Genomic DNA, 18,647 nt, shown 5'->3' with positions numbered 1-18,647 from the left:
AAATAGAATATTATAGCCATAATTATATTGTGAGGAATATAAAACTTTAATTATTTTATACTCCAAACAATATTTTCCCCCTTTCGTAACTATTTATCTTATATGTGTATATCACCTATTACTTTATTGAAAACTAGTGGAGAGTCGCAGGAGTTTAGCTGACTTGTGTCCGCGGAGAATGTTTTGGACTACAATCCCTTGTTCGCGCTTAATAGTTTTGACAAATTAGGGGTTGATTGAAGGCGTTATGCCCAGGATTTGGGATTTATGCGTGTTTGTAGACGTTTATGCGTGATTGGCGGGAGTTATGAGTGGATAACGGAGTTTATGCGTAATTTGGGGAATTTATGCGTGAGTTTTTTAGTTTATGCGTTTTTACAATGGAAAAAGCGGACTCCTCGGTTGTGGGAGTCCGCTTTTCATTTAGAATCTGAAGGCTTTTCGCTGGATGGCGAGGGAGCCGATGATGTAGGCGATTAAGGACAGGACGACGGGGATCGTGACTGTGTGGACGCCTAGTAGGTTGCCGTAATTTGCGTTGTAGAAGTGGATCGCGATGTAGCTTGCGATGCCGGTGATCATACTGAGTATGGCGCCGTGTTTGTTGCCGTATTTCCAGTACAGTCCGAGGACGATCGGCCAGATGAAGGCGGCTTCCAGTCCTCCGAATGCGAATAGGTTCAGGAAGATGAGCAGGTCAGGCGGTTGCAGGGCGAGCAGGAAGACGATGATTCCTAAGATGCCCGTAACGCCGATGCTTATTTGTTTGACCCGCTTTTCGCTCGCTTCCGGTTTGATGAAGTTCAAGTAGACGTCTTTGACGATCGCTGAACTGACGAGCAGCAATAGCGAGTCGACGGTCGACATGATGGCCGCCATCGGTGCCGCGAGGACGATGCCCGCTAGCCACGGGGGCAAAACTTCGAGCGCGATTAACGGAATGACCTTGTCCCCTACGGTGATTCCCGGCATGACGGGCCTTGCAAAGACACCGATCAGGTGCATGTTGAGCATGATGAAGCCGGTGACGATCGTGCCGATGACGAGTGCCCGGTGCATGGCGCGGGAGCTTTTGTAGCTCATGGCGCGGACGGCCATTTGCGGGAGGCCGACGACGCCGACGCCGACGAGTATCCAGAAGGACGATACGTAGGCGGCCGTAAGAGTTCCGTCCGCTCCGAATGGCGTGACGAGTCTCGGGTTTTCATTCAATAAATCCTGCATGATCGCAGGCACTCCCCCGCCCGCGATGATGACGCCGATGAGCAGGATGAGTGTGCCGACGACCATGATTGCTCCTTGGACGGCGTCGGTCAGGGCGACGGCACGGAATCCGCCGATCGTCACGTAGACGAGGACCGAAATCGCGAAGATGAAGAGCGCCGATGTGTACTGGAGCCCGGTGAGCGATTCGATGAGCCGTCCCCCGCCGACCCATTGCGCGGTCATGGCGGAGAAAAGGAAAATGATGATGGCGATGGCTGATAGAATTGCGACGACCGGGCTGTTGTAGCGCGCTTTCAGGAAGTCGATCATCGTAACGGCGTTGTATTTGCGCCCCAAGATGGCGAATTTCTTCCCAAGGATGAGCAGGACAAAATAGCCGGTGACGACTTGAGTCATGGCGAGCAGGATCCAGCCGAAGCCGACTGTGTATGCGGTTCCGGGTCCTCCGAGGAAGCTCGATGCGCTGCCGTATGTGGCGACCATCGTCATGGCAAGGACGAAGCCGCCGAGTTCGCGTCCTCCGAGGAAGTATTCTTGGAGGAATCCGCCGGTTGAGCTCATTTGTTTCGACGCGATGAAGCCGATGGCGAAGATCGCGACGAGGAAAATGACGAGCGGGATGATGACTTGGATGTTCATGATTTTGGGGATTCCTCCTTTGTTTCAGCGTACGGGTCCGCGTCGAGCGGGACTTCTTTGAGTACGAATTTAGTGATGATGATGACGATTATAGACATTAAAATAAAGCCGACGACGCAGCTGTAGAAGAACCAGTCGGGCAGGCCGAAAATGTATGTATATTCTTCAGGTGGGCGGGATCCGAGTCCGTAGGCGAAGCCGTACCACCAGATGAAGTTGAATATTGCTAGTCCAATGCCGATGAGTGCTTCTTTGTGCGCGATTTTGAAGCGCGGATCGGGCTTGTATTGTTCGGGCGGCTTGGGATTGCTGGACATTTGTTGATAGCTCCTTTCGTTTGAAGTTCGTTTTAAGTCTTTTAGGTTGATTATACAGGAATTCCTTGTTTTTGGGAGGGGTATTTGGAGTTTGATAGGATTTGGGAGGGCGGGCGCGGAAGGTTATGCGTGAGTTCGGCGATTTATGCGTGGAAATTGCGATTTATGCGTCGCTGGCGGCGGTTATGCGTGGTTGTGGGAGTTTATGCGGATTTAGCGGCGGTTATGCGCGGTTGTGAGAGTTTATGCGTTTTTGGGCGAGTTTATGCGGCTTTTCGGGAGGTCGCGGCGTTTCTTCTATTATATAGAGGGTGTGGATTGCGCTGAATGGTTTTGACAAATCAAAAAATGCTCCTGGGATGGAGCGCTAATTATGGGGATGGAGTTAGTTCTTTCATTAGTACATAGTGAGCGGCTTTGCGTTCGCCGATGAGCTGGAGGCCGGACTTGGCTAGCAGGCTCCGGGCAACATTGCGGTTGTTGAGCTGGGTGAAGTAGCGGAATTCGCGGTTCGTCATTTGGGGTTTGATGAGCATGAACCAGTCTTGGACGGTTTGTTGGTGTTCGGTTTTTCCGGCGTGGCCGCACGATGGGCAGTTCCACTTCTCCCTCCCCCACCTCATGCCAGGCCGGTCGCAGCTTGGGCATATGACGCCGGGTGTGATGTCTTCGGGGGCAATGGCGTATAGGTCGGCGAGCGGGAATGGATTGTAGTCTTTATGGTGTTCGAGCATCGCGGTTGCCAAGTTATGGATGGCGTGTCCGTCGAGTATGTGTTCATTCATGGGAAGCGACCGGAAATGGGCGGGCGCTTCGTATGTGAAGATTGTTTTCATTTCGGGCGACGGGTGCTCGATGGAGAGTTCGTTCGTATGTGCAAATATGAGAAGGCCGTCGATCGGGATTTGGATGCCGCGGATGTTGAGCCAGTTTTTCAGGAAGTGGATTTTCCGGTCGATTTCGATGTACGGATTGCGCATCGGTTTGCGGTCTCCGTTTTGGAACACTCTAATGAATTGGGTTGGGTTCGCCTTGATGACCGTTTTGTCTTTGTGGTTTTTCACTTCGACGACGGTGATCGATGATGGCGTAATGACAAGCGAGTCGATTTGGAAATAAGCGCCGTCTTGTCGTAGGTAAAGGTCGTGGAGGATGGCGTGCGGGTAGTCCGGCTGGAATTCTGCGATATGGGCGTCAAATTCGAGTTCGCCGTTGTAGCCTGCTTGGCAGATAAGGAGATTTTTTTTGACTTCGTGCTTTTTCATATGGTTGTTTGGCAGGCGTTTGTCTAGGGATAGGAGTGCTTTCAGTTCGTTTGGCATTGTCCGTTTTTTGTAGATCAATTTATTCACCTCATGTTTAGTTTAGCTTGCTTACTGCGCGGATGGAATACTTTGGGTCAAGATTGCATTTTGGGGCGTTTTTGGCGTTTAAAATTGCGTTTTGCTTCGATTTCGGCAGTTAAAATTGAATATTGCTAGTTGGTTGATAGAGTTTATGCGTGGATGTGGGAGGTTATGCGGATGTTTTTTGGGATATGCGTGATTCTTTCGGGTTATGCGTAAGTTGGCGGCGTTATGCGTTTCTGGAAGGGTTTATGCGTGAGTTATTGGATTTATGCGCGTTTGGGAGGGTTTATGAGTTTTTGGAGAGATTTATGCGTGATTTAGTGCCTACGTGGAGAATTGATGGTTCGAATGACGTTGATTGATCGCGCTGAATGGTTTTGACAAATTAAAAAACCGCCACTTTTGGCGGTTTACTGGGTACAGTATTGGTAGATGGCTGCGGTTGCGAGACAATCGCCGATTGCGTCGTGGGCGTCGTGTTCGAGTTGGAGGTGCTTCGCCAGTGTGCCAAGTTTGTGGTTGGGCGTTTCTGTAATTGTTTTGCGTGCCAGTTTGACGGTGTCGATGACGGTGTATTCGGGAATTTTGATGCCTTCGATGTTGTCGAGGGCGTAGAGAAAACCCATGTCGAAGCTGGCGTTGTGGGCTATGATCGGCAGGTCGCCGATGAATTCGAGAAGGTCGTCGATTTTATTCTCAATGGTCGGTGCCCATTGGACCATTTCGTTCGTTATGCCTGTGAGACGGGTGATGGACGCCGGTATGTGGCGTTGCGGGTTGATGAAGGTGTTCAGGACACCGACACGCTCGTGGCCGATGTATTTGAGTGCCCCGATTTGGATGATGCGGTCAGCGCCAGCCCGGAAACCTGTCGTTTCGAAGTCAAGGACGATGTAGTCTGTAACGTGCCTGGATGTCGTTTTGTACTTCCTGATCCGGGAAGCGCGGCGGGCGCCCCAGTTTTGGATGTCCGTTTTTGTTTGCAGCAGTTCGGAAGCTTTTTGATTTGGGCTCATCTTGGATGCACATCCTTTATTTTTACGATTGTTTCAATTCTATTACTATATTACACCTTTTTAAAAGTTTTAAACTAGATATATGTTTTAACTGAGATAGTTTATGAGTATTTGAGTACACGCGGGGATGTTTTTGGCGTGGGATTTGTCTATCGCGCTGAATGCTTTTGACAAATTAAGGGAGGCGTTATGCGTGAATTTTAGCATTAATGCGTTTCTGGGCGGGTTTATGAGCTTTTGGGAGGATTTATGCGTGATTAGCTCCAGTTATGCGTTTTTGATGCGTAATGAAACCAGCCTTTCCGGGAAGCGGAAAGGCTGGTTTTGGATTAGTTGGTGGCTACGAAGCTGCCGCCAGTATTAGCGGAGAAGCTGACTGTGCCGTTTTTGACGTTTGCTTTTTTGGCAACTTCTTCAATTGTGTTCGCGTCGATCACGCGGACTTGCTTGCTGCTCGTGTTGACTGGCATGACGATATCGATTGAATGACCAAGGCGCGTCACTTGTTGTTTCGCTTCCCCGATTCCGGTCCAGAAAGTGATTGAGTAAATGTCGGAAACCGCGTTGGCTACTCCCGTTGCGTCATTACTTGCTACCGAAATCGTGATGTCACCTTTCAATGCCTTCAATAGATTTTTTTGAAGGGAGTAGACAGCACCATCTTTGTGGATGACAACGTCTTTCTTAGAACGTTCGATTGCACTCATGACGGAAGTGTTAATTACGATGTCGACTTCCCCTTGCATTGAAGTCACATCAATAACGATCTTGTTGCCGGATTGTGAAACAATCTCTTCCGTGACGACGTAGCTATTGTCCGGTTCTGGTTCTGGCTCCGGCTCTACTTCAGCTGCGACAGTTACGAGGACACTTTCCGAGAAGTCTTTGTACGTGACAGTGATTTCGGTCGTGCCCGCAGCAACTGCTGTGACGTTGCCGTTTTCGACTGTTGCAATTGAAGCGTCAGCAGATGTGAATGTCGCTTCAGCCGTGACGTCCTTCTCTTCTGTCGTTCCGTCCGCTTTCTTCGTCGTTTCAGTTACTGTCAATTGCTCTGATGCGCCGACTTCAAGCGTAAGTGATTCGTGATTGACGGAGTATGCGACTTCGTCGCCTACTTGGTCGCCGGCATTGTAGATGATCGCTTCGGCTTTATTGCCAGCAGCGTCTTCATATTTCACTTTGACGGAGTTTTCGTTTTTGTTGAGCTCAGGAAGTTCGAAAGTGAATGTGCCGTCTTGCTCGAGGTTAACCGGGCCGGATGCGACGACTTCCTCACCTTTCAACACTTCGTAAGATGCTTTTAGTTTTGTGTTGATGTCGTAGCCAATGCCGTATTGCGCAAGTTCCTCTTGGTAGACGATATAGGCATCATCGATTTGGCCGGATGCTGTTGTACCTTCGACCGCGCCTTCGATTGTACCTGCTGTCGATTTAACGACGACCGGTCCTACGAAGTCACTGATGATAGGCGGATTGCCGGATACCGTCAGTGCCGTGAAGTCGATCGTGTAGAGGCCGTCCGGAATCATTGTTGGACCAGTGCCGCCCCATGGCCTGTATTCTCCAGCTATTCTGAGCTGGTACGATCCTGCGCCTAATGCAGAACCCGCGTGCAGGTAGCCGATGTAGCCGTCCCCGTACGCGCCGCCATCAGGGTTCATGATGTCCCAAAGCTCAATATAATTTGTTGTGACGTTGCCCGTGAGTGTGAAGTAAAGCATCGCTTCATCCTTCACACCGTCGCCGTTGAAGCTCAAGTCTGTTTCCGAAACGCGCATGTCTTTAATTGCATCTGCCGGTGCATCGCCGAAGTCGGCTGCGAATGGCAATGATGCAGTTGTGCTGCCACCTGTAATGTGAATATATCCAAGAATTTCAGATCCAGATGGTGTGTTCACATTTTGGGAAGCCGTCAATGTAACGTTGAGCAGTTGCTCGCCGGATAGCGTGAATGTCGGCTTGTCGATTGTGACGGCTGCGTCTGCAAAGCCTTTTGTCACTTCGACAGTGGCGTTGTACGTGCCGCCGTTGCCATTCATGTTTTTCACGACAATCTGTTTTTCGACGGAGATATCTCCTTCTTTAAGGGATTGTGGTCCGAATGTCACTGTCCCTTTTTTGTTTTCAACAGTTTCTCCGTTATTGTTTGCGGTGTCGATTGCGTATGCAAGGATTTCAGGGTGCGCTGCTGCGTAAGCTTGTACGCGGCCTGCCCCTTGTGCGAATACGTCGTACTTGTCAGTGTCAAGGACCTTCGCTGTGTTGGAAAGCGCGACTTTTACGTCGAAGGCATCCCAATTCGGATTCGCTTGTTTCACTAGCGCCGCGATTCCCGCAATATGTGGTGTGGCCATGGATGTTCCCGTTTTACGAGTGAAGGCTTGTTCGTAAGTTGCATCTGGGAAGTCCGCTTTGTACATCGGGATTGTGGACATGATGTTCGTTCCCGGTGCTGTGACGTCAGGTTTGATGTCGAAGTTTGGTGTGGACGGTCCGCGAGAGCTGGAGTTGTTCACTTCGTCACCTGCTGTCATCGTTTTATCGAAATTACCGAATGAAATTGTGCCTTCCGCTTGTGCAAGTGCTGCACGGATTGCGTCTCCGTCCGTTTGGGACATGTCGAATGTCGGGATGAATTCGAATGCGTCTCCAAGGAATGTGCCGGATGCGCCTGGTGCGCCTGATCCGCCAGCAAAGTTGTGGACGATGATCGCGATTGCGCCGTTGGCTTTCGCAGCTGCGATTTTATCGACGAACGGGATTTCGCCTCGGGAGACGAGTGCTACTTTGCCGTTGACGTCAAGTCCCGTGTAGTCTTTTGCTGCGCCTACGCCTGGGACTGCGACGAGGCTGTATTCGCCGTCAAGTTGAGTGGCGAGGTCTTGGCCGTAAGTCGTGCCCATTAGGCTAAGCTTTTTTGATAAGTTGTAGCTGCCGGCATTGACGTTGATGTCGCCGGAGTAGTGCGCTTCAGGATTCGTCGTGTTGCCGACTGCGATGCCGAGGCGGGATGTGGCTGGTGTGCCCATCGTTCCGCGGTTCGGTCCGGAGTTTCCTGTTGCGATGACCGAGATTGTGCCTGCGAGCATGGCGTTGTTGATGGCGAATGATGCGCCATCTGTTTCGGAGTTAGCACCGCCGCCTAGCGACAGGTTGATGACGTGCATGCCTTCGTCGACTGCTGTGTCGATTGCTGCGATGATGCCTGATGTGGATCCGCTGCCGTATGCGCCGAGTACACGGTATGCGTATAGGTCGACTTTCGGTGCGATCCCTTTAATGCCGTATTCATTGCTGCCGATTGCTGCGATCGTTCCCGCGACGTGTGTGCCGTGGGAAGTGTAGAACGAGCTGCCGTTTGCGTTGAATTCCGGACGATGTGCCGGACGGTCAAGCGGCGATGTTTCGGAAGCGTCGTCGTCAGCGCGAGGACGGGCGTAGTCCGTATCGTTATGCGGGACGAAGTTTTTGCCGCCTTTGTAGATGCCTTGGAAGTCTGGGTGATCGGCGTCGATTCCTGTGTCGAGGACGGCGACTTTGATGCCTTGTCCTTCATAGCCTTCCGCCCAGAGTGCTTCGATTCCGAGGAAGCCGATGCTAGTGTCCATGGCGATGTCGACTTGTCCATTTCCGGCTTTCTTTTGTAGATTCGAGTCGGATGGTGATGGTTTCTTCAGGTCGTTTCCGTTTTCGAATGCGTGCACGATCGTGTCCGGTTCGACGAGTGTGACGCCTTTCACTTCAAGAAGTTTCGGAAGGTCGTCTGCTTTGACAGTCCCGGACATTCCGTTCAGAACTGTGTCATAGCTAAAGCCTTCGTTGAATTGGATGCCTTTGATGACCATTTCTTTTTTCGCAGCAGCTTGCTGGTTGCGCACTTTTTGTTTTGTCTGTTGCGCTTCTGCGTGGGAGAATGATTTTCCTGCCAGTTTTTGGATTCCTTTTTGGAGTCCTACTGATTTTTCAGAGAGATGGATGATGACTGGGACTTGTTGATTCCCTGTTACGTTTTGAAGCTCTTCATGCAGTTTCGCTTCGCCCCCGAGCAAGTTGAGCTGTTCGGCGATGGCGGCTTTTTGCTGCATAATGCTCTCATCGGCAAGGTTCTGTTTGAACGGTTTTGTTGGTTGGTCAGCTGTTTCAGCCGGATCCGTGTTGGCGGATGCAGTGAGTGGCGTCAGCATTGTTAGCACGAGAATGATTGCCAAGAATGTGCTGAACAGCTTTGTGAAATGACGATTCTTCAAAATACCTATTCCCCCTTAGTAGTTTGGTAGAATGTTGCCATTTCACAATATCATAGTGAGATTTATTTGAAAATAGCTACTGATGTAAGGAATAGCGATATTTCTGAAAAATCGTTCAAAGGATATGGATGTTTCTGGGTGCGGGTAGTTCTGACGATATATGGATGAAGATGGAATTATGAGTATTTGGCTAAGTTGCTTGTTTGGGAGATTTGATATGGAAATCTGGAAGTTTGTTGGCGATAGGTTGGATAGTGTGATTCATTTTTGGTGAAGGCTTTTGGGTTATGCGTGATTTCTCGGTTTTATGCGTGGATGCGTCAATTAATGCGCATATCTAGCGATTTATGCGTTTCTGGCGGAAGTTATGCGCGTATTTGCTGATTTATGCGCAAGTTCTCGTTTTAGGGGGAAAAGTTCTCATTTATCGCCGAAGAGTTCTCGATCCGCCCCAAAGAGTTCTCGTTATTCGGTAAGAACTTCTCATTCCGTCTTAATGAGTTCTCGTTTATCAGCAAAGACTTCTCGTTCTATCTCAAAAACTTCTCGTTTTCGCGGCAAGAGCTCATATCCACTACGACAGTTGTCGCGCTGCATGCTTTTGACAAACTAAGGGGTTGATTCAGAGAAGCGGGTCGCGTAGGAAGTTCTGGATGATGTGGTTGTCGGGTTCGTACGACTTAAAGCTGTAGCCTTCTTTTTGCAGCCATTCGATGATTTTTGGAAGGGCGATCGTCGTTTGGCTGCGGTCGTGCAGGAGGATGATGATATCCTTGTCGCCGGACTTCGCCGCTGTTGTGACGCCGTCTTGGACGTTTTTCACAATTTGGTCTGCCTGCTTGTCCGTGTAGCGCCAGTCATTGGAGTCGACGTCCCAGTCCCACATTTTCAGTCCGCGGTCAATCAAGCTTTGTTGCATTCCTTTTGTGACGAGCGGTTTGCTGCCATACGGGACGCGTACGAGATTCGAAGTCTTCCCTGTCAGTTGTTCGACGAGTTCCGCCCCGCCGACCATTTCGGCAATGAACGATTCGGTCGATCCGTAGACGAATGCTTTATCGTGGGTCATGCTGTGCGACCCGATGTAATGGCCGCTTTTTGAAACGGTCTTGACGATGGACTCGTTCTGTTTCATTTGATTGCCCAAGAAGAAGAACGTGGCGGGCACTTTATATTTTTCGAGCGTCTTATGATTGATCAACGTGAATTGATTCGGACCGTCATCGAACGTCAAGTAGACGGTCGCTTTTTTCGAAGTCGGTGCAGGCTGCTGTTTCGTGCCATGCGCTTTAATAACTTCCTTGAACGCTTCATGGCTTATATGATTGAATTCGTCGCGATAGATGCGGATTGTATGGTGCTCTTGAAAATACTCGAATTGGAACCCGGTTTCGCGGGCGATATATTTCACGCTAATGAAGAGCTGGCCTTCAATGGAGGCGATTGGCGTCCATGGCTGATCCACTCCGTCCAATGTCGTTGCCCCTGTTGAATGATCAAATATGATTTCTTTCCCTCGTTTTCGGATGATCGTCTTCCCATCTGTCGTTTCGACGGGCAAATAAAGATGTTTTGCGATGTCTTTGAGCGGCACTTTCGTGTCACCGTCGATGACGCGGATGTCCTCGATCGGCAAGATGCGATCGTGCAGTCCGACATACCGTTTGTTACCTTCGCTCGCCGCTTCGGCCTTCCCCACTGCTGTGAATAAAATGCAAATGATGGCTATGCAACAAATCAACGTCCATTTCTTCATCTGCTATCCCGTCTCCCCCCAAATTTTTTCCGTTTTTCTACTATATTGAAAGAGGGACATGTCTAGAAGCGGAAATTGAAATAGGGTTGCGTGAACAGCAAAAAACCGCCACTTGGGCGGTTTCAGAGTGTAGACAAATTCGTTCTTTAACTTTGTCTACACTCAATTTTAGGATAAACACGATAAACAGACATTTCCTCAGCCTGATTGAAAACGCTTGTCAAGGAAGGCAACCTAAGAGCGCCACGGTCCTGTGGCGACGGTTGCATGACTCGCTTCCTGCGAGCCCGCGCCAAGTGGAGCGAAGACGCGAATAGAACTAAAGTTCATGAGTGGACGAGCGACACGAGCAACAACGGATGCGAGCGTTTGTCAACAGGCTGAAACCGCCACTTGGGCGGTTTTTGTCTCGTCTTTATTCCACAAATCCGTATTTCACGTAGTTCTTCCAGCCGAATGTTCTCCAGTCGCTTTTCGATGGGAGTTCGAGCGGGAGGGGCAGGAAGACGTTTGATAGGTTGTCGGTTTCGTCGATGTTGCGGTTATAGATCGCAACGTCACCGGTTGTCAGTCCTTCCGTGATGACGGCGCGGTTGTTCGTGATGAATGGGACCGTGACGTTCGTTTTCGCCGCGCGACCTTGTTCATCCAACTTCCATGCAACGGCGCTGTTTTTCACATGCGCTTCGAGCCAGTGGATTTTCACGGAGACGGCGTCCGCTTCGTTTACGATGATCGATGCGTTGACATTCACCCCGAACGGCAAGCTGTGCAGTTGTTCGAGCGGCATGATCGTAATTTCATACAGATCAAGCGGGTTGTTCCGTTCTTTCGGATCGAGCTTGTCATATGCTTCCCGCCATCTGCTGTCGGTTGCCGGCACTTCGGAGATGGAGTGGACCGTCCCTTCGATGACCTCATCCAGATGACTTTCCTGGATACGGACAGAATTCCCTTCCTCGATTTTCTGCCATTCGTCGAGTTGCACGTACGTTGTGACGAATTTTGCGTCACTGTAAATATCGGCGGCGAGTGTGAAGCCGTGCTTGTGAACTTTCGAAACCGTTCCGTCCACTGGGCTAATGAGCGCGGGACGGGTGGCGTCTTGTTCGAGCTGTGTTTGGACGACGGCGAGCTTCCGATCGATGTCCGACAGTTCGCGCTCCGCTTCGGCGATTGCTTGGGCGAATGCGCCGTCTTGGTGGACATCGACTTGGACGTCGACGTTCAATTCGACTTCAGAGTCGCCCGGTGTTTCGGTCGTATTGACGTGGGAGGAGTTTTTCCGGGCGCTTCCCCTCTCTGATTCGAGGCTTGCAATCGTTGATTCGATTGCGTCCCGCTGTTCAAGAAGGCCTTCTTCCTCCGCTTCCCATGCCGCGAGTTGGCTCTCTGCGCGTGCGGTCTGCAGCAATGCGATTTCATCCCCGACCTGAACTTGATCGCCTTCCTTGACGAGCCATGATTCGATGACTTCATCGTCGCCGACGTAGACGGTGTAGACGTCTTCCGGCGTAACGAGTCCTTCTTTTGGTATTTCCTCCTCATGATGTCCAGGAGTCATGCGCTCGTATTTATGGACATACAATGATTTTGGCACCGTGCTTTTGTTTGAATAGAGCAGGTGGACGTTCACCGCGATGAAGAGGCTGATGATAATGGCAACGGTGATGCTTAATCGTTTATTCATCTAGAAGCCACCTCCGAATAGTGAATTGAGGATGGAATCGAACGGAATGAATGCGACCGCCGCAGTGATGAGTGCCATTGCGACATGCAATCCAATCAATATCCAAAGATGCTCCCTCCATCTGCCGTCCACGACGAAGCCTCGGATGAAACGGTATTGCAACGTGATGATCAGCGCGCTTGTAATCGTCAATTGGTTCAGGAAAAGGATCAAATACCAATTTTCCATAACTGTGACGGCGAGCGGGCCAAATGATAGGAATGAAAGGCTGACGGTAGATCCTTTCAATGCAAAGACGATGAAGAGGATCGCCTTTTCCATGAGCAATAAGCCCGTAATGAGCACTTGCAGCGGAACGAGTTGCCGGTATGGAATTTTCGTCAGCGTCGAAAGGATTAGTGCGACTCCAAAAATATGGAATGCTATGTATAGAATTGACCAAAGGAATGTGCCTGCAAGTGAGGCGTATCTTGCGATTATGTAGTCCGTTGTCGTCATTGTCGTCATCAATGACGTCAGTGCTTCGGTGCCCATGCCCCATATTTCTCGGAGCAGGAAGAGGACGATGCCTGCGAGGAATACGATGAGCAGCCGTCTGTTGAAGTGCCGCATCGTTCCGGTTTGCATCTGGGACGCAAGGTCATAGGGCCTCGTCAAAAAGTGCCAAAATTGGTAGTCGAAAAACAAGCGCGACCATCCTTTCTGCGGATATTTTTTGGTGCTATATACATAACTGTATCAAATCTCGTGAATTATTCAATTTTTAGTAGAGTAATATGTATGAATTTCTCGGGAATTGGCCAGTCTAGTAGCTAGTTTATTCCCTAAACTGCCTTATTTCCCGGGAAATCGACAAAGGAGCGGATTTTGATGGATCAAGACGATAAACATCGATTTACTATGCAGGATTTCTTGTTCGGATTGACCGGTTCCACTGTTTTCGTCATTGCCTTGCATTTTTTTACGAGTTGAAGCAAGCGAGCAAGCTTTATATACCCTATCAGTCTAGTAACTGAAACCACTATAAAGGAAAAATTAAAAACACTCATCGTTTTTTTGTACGATAAGTGTTTTTTCATGATTTGTTTTTCAATTTTATTGCATTCCTTCCGTCAGTTGAGTGAATAAGGTACGATTGTTTGTTTCGAGTGCGTAGTCTATCATGCGCATGCGGTTTTCGGATTCGATTTCTTTCATCAGCTCCTCTGCTTCTTGGATGACGACTTCCGGTATTTCCAATTGCAAGTTCAACGTCCCTTCAAGAATCGACGACAGATGCAGATGAAGATCCGAGATGAGAAGGAGTTGGTACAGCGGCAGCCGGATGAATCGGTTGCCGCGTTGGAAGACGAACACCTCACCAAGGTTTTCGACTTGGAGGCTCTTCACGTTGACGACAATTTCCTTTCCTTCAGAGGGAACGAATTGGTACACTTCACCGCCTTTTATGATCGAGAAATATTGATAGGCGAACACGAGACGTAGACGGAAGTCCTCTTGGCTAGTGAAAAAAGGCGTCATACGCTGGACTGAAAGCATGTTTATCCCTCCATCATTGAATATTCCGATTATTATTATTCTATCATAGTTCACCATTTTTTGTGAATGATTTGTTTTCTATCCTATTCAACGACGTTTGGATTGATGATTCTTCTCATTGGGGTGCAAAAAGAATTGAGTTTGTACAGGTTCGAACGGTATATTCCTTCTCAGGAGCTGATTGAGAAATTTATTTTCCTTGTCTAAGAACAATGTCACTTCATCGGATTGATAATTGACGACGACCGATTGGGTTTCGGGTTCCGGCATCATGAAAGTTTCTACTGCAATGAAGCCGCCCCCATTTCCGTCTTCCACATAGATATGGTCAATTGACGTATAATCTTCCAACAAAAGATAGCGTTTTTCATAAACTTTAGGTACGTGTAGCATCAATTGTTCCATTTTTGGTTCCCCCTTCATGAAATTTATGTATGTTGTTGCCTTACTTTAAATGATATCATTTACGATTCACGCTTAAAAGCCTTATAATAAAGGGAATGCTTAAGTTTAGGGAGTGAGCCGATGCACATGTCAGTGGAACGATTTTCGTATTTACATGAGCGTGAAATAGATGAATGGATGAGTCGGATCAAGCATTCGTTTCGTCCGGATGTGCAGAAGGAGTCCGAGCAGATCCGGAAGGCGGTAACGCTTGTCCGAAAAGGCGCGTTTCTTGACTTCCGTTTTGTACAGGGTGTGACTACCTTCGTTGCGACATTGGCTGATGAAGGCGAGCAAACGGTGAAGCTTGCCCCTTCGGTACCGTTCACCGATTGCACTTGCGGTGAAGGCGATTGGTGCGTCCATAAGATCGCGACTGTCTTTCATTTATATTCACAGTTCCATTCGTTGACGGAATGGCTGCATGATTGGCAACGGAGAGAGACGGAGCAGATGGTGCTCACCGTTTCGGAACGGACGCCCGAAGCTTGGAACGATGTGTTGTACAGGCTGACGAAACCGTTAAGGGATATCGGGCCTGGCGACAATCCGAACGTTTTCATCCATGAAAGCTCGTTGTTGGACCAGAAAGTGATCCCGCTGTCCCCTTACGAATTCGAATGGAAACCGCTGTTCGAACTGTTTTACCGGCTGCATCTTTTGGAAGCGGGCTGGTCTTTTGCGCATGGGCATCTCGAGGAGGCCAATCATTTTACGTACCGCCAATGGCAAGTGAAGATGTGGCTCAATGAGCAGATCGAGAAATTGCGCGATATCGGCAAGGCGCTCGGAAAGAATCCTCGGTTGTTCGAGACGGACGCGTTTTACACCGCGCTGAAAACACAATTCCGTGAGTTTGTCTTGCGGAATGACGGTCTTTTTGAAGTCCGCCTTGAGATCTATGCGATCCTGTGGGAGTTCCTGTACAAGGACAAGGCTGCACAGGAGAAAGAGCTTGCCCATCTTCTTGATGATGATTCGGTGGATGCGGCCTTCTTCGCCGCTTACTTCAATTTGACGAAAGGCGACGAGGAATCCTTAGCGTCAATTGCGGAACGGGCGGGCGGCGAGCTCGTCGGCCATTGGCTTCCGCTTGCTGATCTTGCTGCCGAGATGGAGGACGCAGGTTCGCTTACCGTCATCATGGATACAATCTATCCGCATATCGGCACGTTTTATGAGCGGATTTCGTTTTCGACCGATCGGTATCATTTCATCCGGAAAATCGACGGCTTGCTGGAAGAGGCAAATTTTCCGGAAAAGCGCCGGGAAGAGCTTTTCATGATTTACGGGGAAGACGGCGTCAGCGCGTTCGGCGATTTCCTCATCGAGCGTGAGCGTTTTGCCGAATGGGCGGCGCTCATGCACCGGTTCAATATTCCGTATGACGGACTTGAACCGGATACGTTGAAGTTCGTCCTCGCGAATGACCCGGCCTCCGTCATGCCTTTGCTCCATACGTACGCGATGCGGTTCATCCAGGAGAAGAACCGGCATAGCTACCGCCGTGCTGTACGATTGTTCAAAAATATGAAGGCGGGCGCGAAAAAGAGCGGCAAGGTTGATTTCTGGAACCGCTACATCGACACGGTGCGCGAACAGTATAGAAGGCTGCGCGCCTTGTCGGAAGAAATGGAAAAGGGGAATTTGAATTTATGACGAAAATGGATACGTTGAATTTCCTTTTCCAATTGGCGATTGAACGGGATGAAGGAGGGCGGTATTCGGTTACTGCGACCGATTCATCCGGACGGGCGATTGCCCCGGACAGGCTCTCTTCATTCCTGTTCTTCAATAATGAGCAGGCGTTGTACGGCTTGTTGCCGGCGACTGATGCGGAAGCCGTCCATTTGAATACGAACGAGTTCCTTCAGGTGTTTGCGGGCAAGACGCATCCTTTCGCATCATTTGAAGGTAAGTCGACGAATGACGAGGCCCATTTATCCGCGTTGCGGGAAGCGGCCCGTGTATGGAATGAACCCGATTTCTGGCAGCATGCGGAGCTGGACGCAGGGACGATTCGATTCGACGAGGAGAAAATCGGGATTTCCGCCCTTTCTTCGATGATTTTGCATGATGCGATTCGCGAAAAAATCAATGCTTCGGCAATACGGCTCGATCAGTTACCGGCGCTGCTGCCTCATTTGCGCAAGTTCGGGTGGCCGGGCGAGTCGGTTTCGACGATGCCTGTCCGTGTCGCTTTCCGTTTGACGGAGCCGGATGCGGACGAGGATACGGAGTGGCTGCTGGAAACGGTCGTCGTCAGTGAGCGCGGAACGCATTGGACGCCAGCTGTCCGGAAAGCGAATGCGGAAATCGGTGACGCGCTTCCTGCGAAGTGGAAGGATTTCGCTGATGAAATCCGAGAGAAGCAGTCCGAGATGGTGTCTTTCCTCCGTTCGGTCGAGGCCGAGCCTGGGAATCGATTTTTGTCGATGTCGATGTCGGATCCGGAAGTGCGGATGTTCATTCAGGAAGATCTGCCCGTGTTCCAGTCGTTCGGGTATCCCGTCATTTTGCCGGCTTGGCTGAAGTCGGTGACGGAGTCGCGGATGCGCGTCCGGACGAGTGCGAGTGTGCAGTCGTATCGTTCCGCTGCGGGTCTTGATGAAGTCCTGTCGTTCGATTGGAACTTTTCGCTTGCCGGGAAGGAGATCGATCAGGATACGTTCCGGAAACTCGTCGATGAGAACCGCGAGTATATCCGCTCGGGCGACGAGTGGTTCCATATCGACCCGCTTTGGCTGAAGCGGATCCGCGAGCTGATGGAGCAGGCGGATGCGGGCGAGTGGACGGTGAAGGACTTGCTGTTCCAAGAGATTCCTGAGGAGATCATTCCGGTCGATGAAGATGACAGCGCCGACGATCCCCTTCTTGCGTTTTCGATGCAGCAGTCGTTGCGCGATTACGTCGAGATGGTTGGGAATAAGCAAGGCCTTCCTGACGCCGGCATTCCGGCCGGGTTGAAAGCGGAGCTCCGTCCGTATCAGGTCGACGGGTATAATTGGCTCGTCTTCATGCGCGAGCATCATTTCGGCGCTTGTTTGGCGGACGATATGGGGCTCGGGAAGACGATTCAGCTCATTACGTATTTGTTGAATGTGCATGCGCGCCCTGAGACGGACTCCCCTTCGCTCATCATTTGCCCGACGAGCGTGCTCGGCAACTGGCAGAAGGAGATTGAACGTTTTGCGCCGTCGCTCGTCGTGCATACCCATTACGGTCCATCGCGTGCCCGGGACGAAGAGTTCGATGCGCTTCTCGAGGAGCGTAAGCCGGATGTCATTTTGACGACGTATGGCACCGCGACGCAGGACGATGAGACGCTAGGCGGCACCGTGTTTGCGAGCATTACGCTCGATGAGGCGCAAAATATAAAGAACATGCAGACGAAGCAGTCCCGGGCAATTCGCAAATTGCATGGCGACCATCAGATTGCGCTGACGGGGACGCCGATCGAGAACCGGCTGTCTGAACTATGGGCGATTTTCGATTTCATCCATAAAGGGTATTTCGGAAGTTTCCGGACGTTCACCGAGCAGTTCATCGTTCCGATCGAGCGGGATGATTCGGAGCTCGAGAAGCGAAAACTGCGTGCGAAAATTCGTCCGTTCTTGCTGCGCCGTACGAAGAACGATCCCGATTTACAGCTGAATTTGCCGAAGAAGCTCGAACAGAACGAGTATTGCCCGTTGACGACGGAGCAGGCTGCGCTCTATGAGAGTTTCATCGAGGATACGAAGTTCAAGCTGGATACGTTGACCGGCTTTGAGCGGAAAGGGCTCATTTTGAAGATGTTGAGCCGTTTGAAGCAGCTTTGCAATCATCCGTCGCTGTTTTTGAAGGAGCCTCATGCGCCTGCGGATCAGATGCTGGAGCGCTCGGTGAAGCTGAACCGGATCGTGTCGATGGCGGCGGATATCGCTTCCAATGGGGAGCAATGTTTGATTTTCACGCAGTATATCGGGATGGGTCAATTGATCCGCCAATGTTTGAGCGAGCTGTACGATATCGATGTGCCGTTCCTGTCGGGCAGCATGCCCAAAGGGCAGCGCGATCATTTGGTCGAGGCGTTCCAGGCTGGTGAATTCCCGATTTTCATCCTGTCGTTGAAGGCTGGCGGCACCGGGTTGAATTTGACGGCGGCGAATCATGTGCTGCACGCAGACCGATGGTGGAATCCGGCGGTTGAGAATCAGGCGACGGACCGGGCATACCGGATCGGACAGACGAAGTTCGTGCATGTCCATAAGTTCGTGACGGTTGGGACGATTGAAGAGAAGATCGATAAGATGCTTGTCGAGAAAGCGGCTCTTTCCGCGGATTTGATCCAGTCGAGTCAATGGCTCACGGAGTTGTCCGATACGGAATTGGACGATCTTCTGTCATTTGAAAGATAAGTGCGCGACCTCGGTTTCCC

General features: G+C 50.4%; 12 protein-coding genes. 2 read left to right on the top strand and 10 right to left on the bottom strand.

Annotated elements, in window-relative coordinates; all coding sequences use genetic code 11:
• Positions 1–423: 423 nt before the first annotated feature.
• The 10 genes from panF to NIT04_RS02150 all read right to left on the bottom strand — a co-directional run bounded on the left by panF (position 424) and on the right by NIT04_RS02150 (position 14,188).
• The gene (gene panF, locus NIT04_RS02195) at positions 424–1,866 is read right to left on the bottom strand and encodes a sodium/pantothenate symporter (RefSeq protein ID WP_252501973.1); all 1,443 of its coding nucleotides are present in this window, start codon (positions 1,864–1,866) and stop codon (positions 424–426) included.
• Complete coding sequence (locus tag NIT04_RS02190; RefSeq protein ID WP_252501972.1) at positions 1,863–2,183, bottom strand: YhdT family protein; 321 nt, start codon at positions 2,181–2,183, stop codon at positions 1,863–1,865. The genes panF and NIT04_RS02190 overlap by 4 nt, the downstream gene beginning before the upstream one ends.
• Positions 2,184–2,554: 371 nt before the next feature.
• Positions 2,555–3,526, bottom strand: a complete 972-nt coding sequence (locus NIT04_RS02185; protein WP_252501971.1) for a nuclease-related domain-containing protein — start codon at positions 3,524–3,526, stop codon at positions 2,555–2,557.
• Between the two features lie 416 nt (positions 3,527–3,942).
• A complete protein-coding gene (locus NIT04_RS02180) occupies positions 3,943–4,548 on the bottom strand; it encodes a PolC-type DNA polymerase III (RefSeq protein ID WP_252501970.1) in 606 nt (201 codons plus the stop codon).
• A gap of 329 nt (positions 4,549–4,877) precedes the next feature.
• The gene (locus NIT04_RS02175) at positions 4,878–8,798 is read right to left on the bottom strand and encodes a S8 family serine peptidase (protein ID WP_252501969.1); all 3,921 of its coding nucleotides are present in this window, start codon (positions 8,796–8,798) and stop codon (positions 4,878–4,880) included.
• A gap of 622 nt (positions 8,799–9,420) precedes the next feature.
• Entirely contained in the window at positions 9,421–10,554 is a 1,134-nt protein-coding gene (locus tag NIT04_RS02170; RefSeq protein WP_252501968.1) for a polysaccharide deacetylase family protein, read from the bottom strand.
• Between the two features lie 415 nt (positions 10,555–10,969).
• Positions 10,970–12,244: an efflux RND transporter periplasmic adaptor subunit gene (locus NIT04_RS02165; protein WP_252501967.1), complete on the bottom strand. Its 1,275-nt coding sequence runs from the start codon at positions 12,242–12,244 to the stop codon at positions 10,970–10,972.
• Positions 12,245–12,931, bottom strand: coding sequence for a hypothetical protein (locus NIT04_RS02160; RefSeq protein ID WP_252501966.1), 687 nt, complete (start codon positions 12,929–12,931; stop codon positions 12,245–12,247).
• 408 nt (positions 12,932–13,339) lie between these two features.
• Entirely contained in the window at positions 13,340–13,783 is a 444-nt protein-coding gene (locus tag NIT04_RS02155; protein WP_252501965.1) for a transcriptional regulator, read from the bottom strand.
• An 87-nt stretch (positions 13,784–13,870) separates the two neighbouring features.
• Complete coding sequence (locus tag NIT04_RS02150; protein ID WP_252501964.1) at positions 13,871–14,188, bottom strand: hypothetical protein; 318 nt, start codon at positions 14,186–14,188, stop codon at positions 13,871–13,873.
• A 120-nt stretch (positions 14,189–14,308) separates the two neighbouring features.
• Between NIT04_RS02150 and NIT04_RS02145 the strand changes: the two genes are divergently transcribed.
• On the top strand, positions 14,309–15,886 hold the full coding sequence (locus tag NIT04_RS02145; protein ID WP_252501963.1) for a hypothetical protein: 1,578 nt from the start codon (positions 14,309–14,311) through the stop codon (positions 15,884–15,886).
• Entirely contained in the window at positions 15,883–18,627 is a 2,745-nt protein-coding gene (locus NIT04_RS02140; protein WP_252501962.1) for a DEAD/DEAH box helicase, read from the top strand. The genes NIT04_RS02145 and NIT04_RS02140 overlap by 4 nt, the downstream gene beginning before the upstream one ends.
• Positions 18,628–18,647: the final 20 nt, after the last annotated feature.

Origin of the sequence: Sporosarcina sp. Marseille-Q4943 (assembly GCF_943736995.1) — a bacterium.
Classification (GTDB): Bacteria; Bacillota; Bacilli; order Bacillales_A; family Planococcaceae; genus Sporosarcina.
The sequence above is the reverse complement of the archived record's forward strand: the minus strand, read 5'-3'. Positions and strand labels throughout refer to the sequence as shown.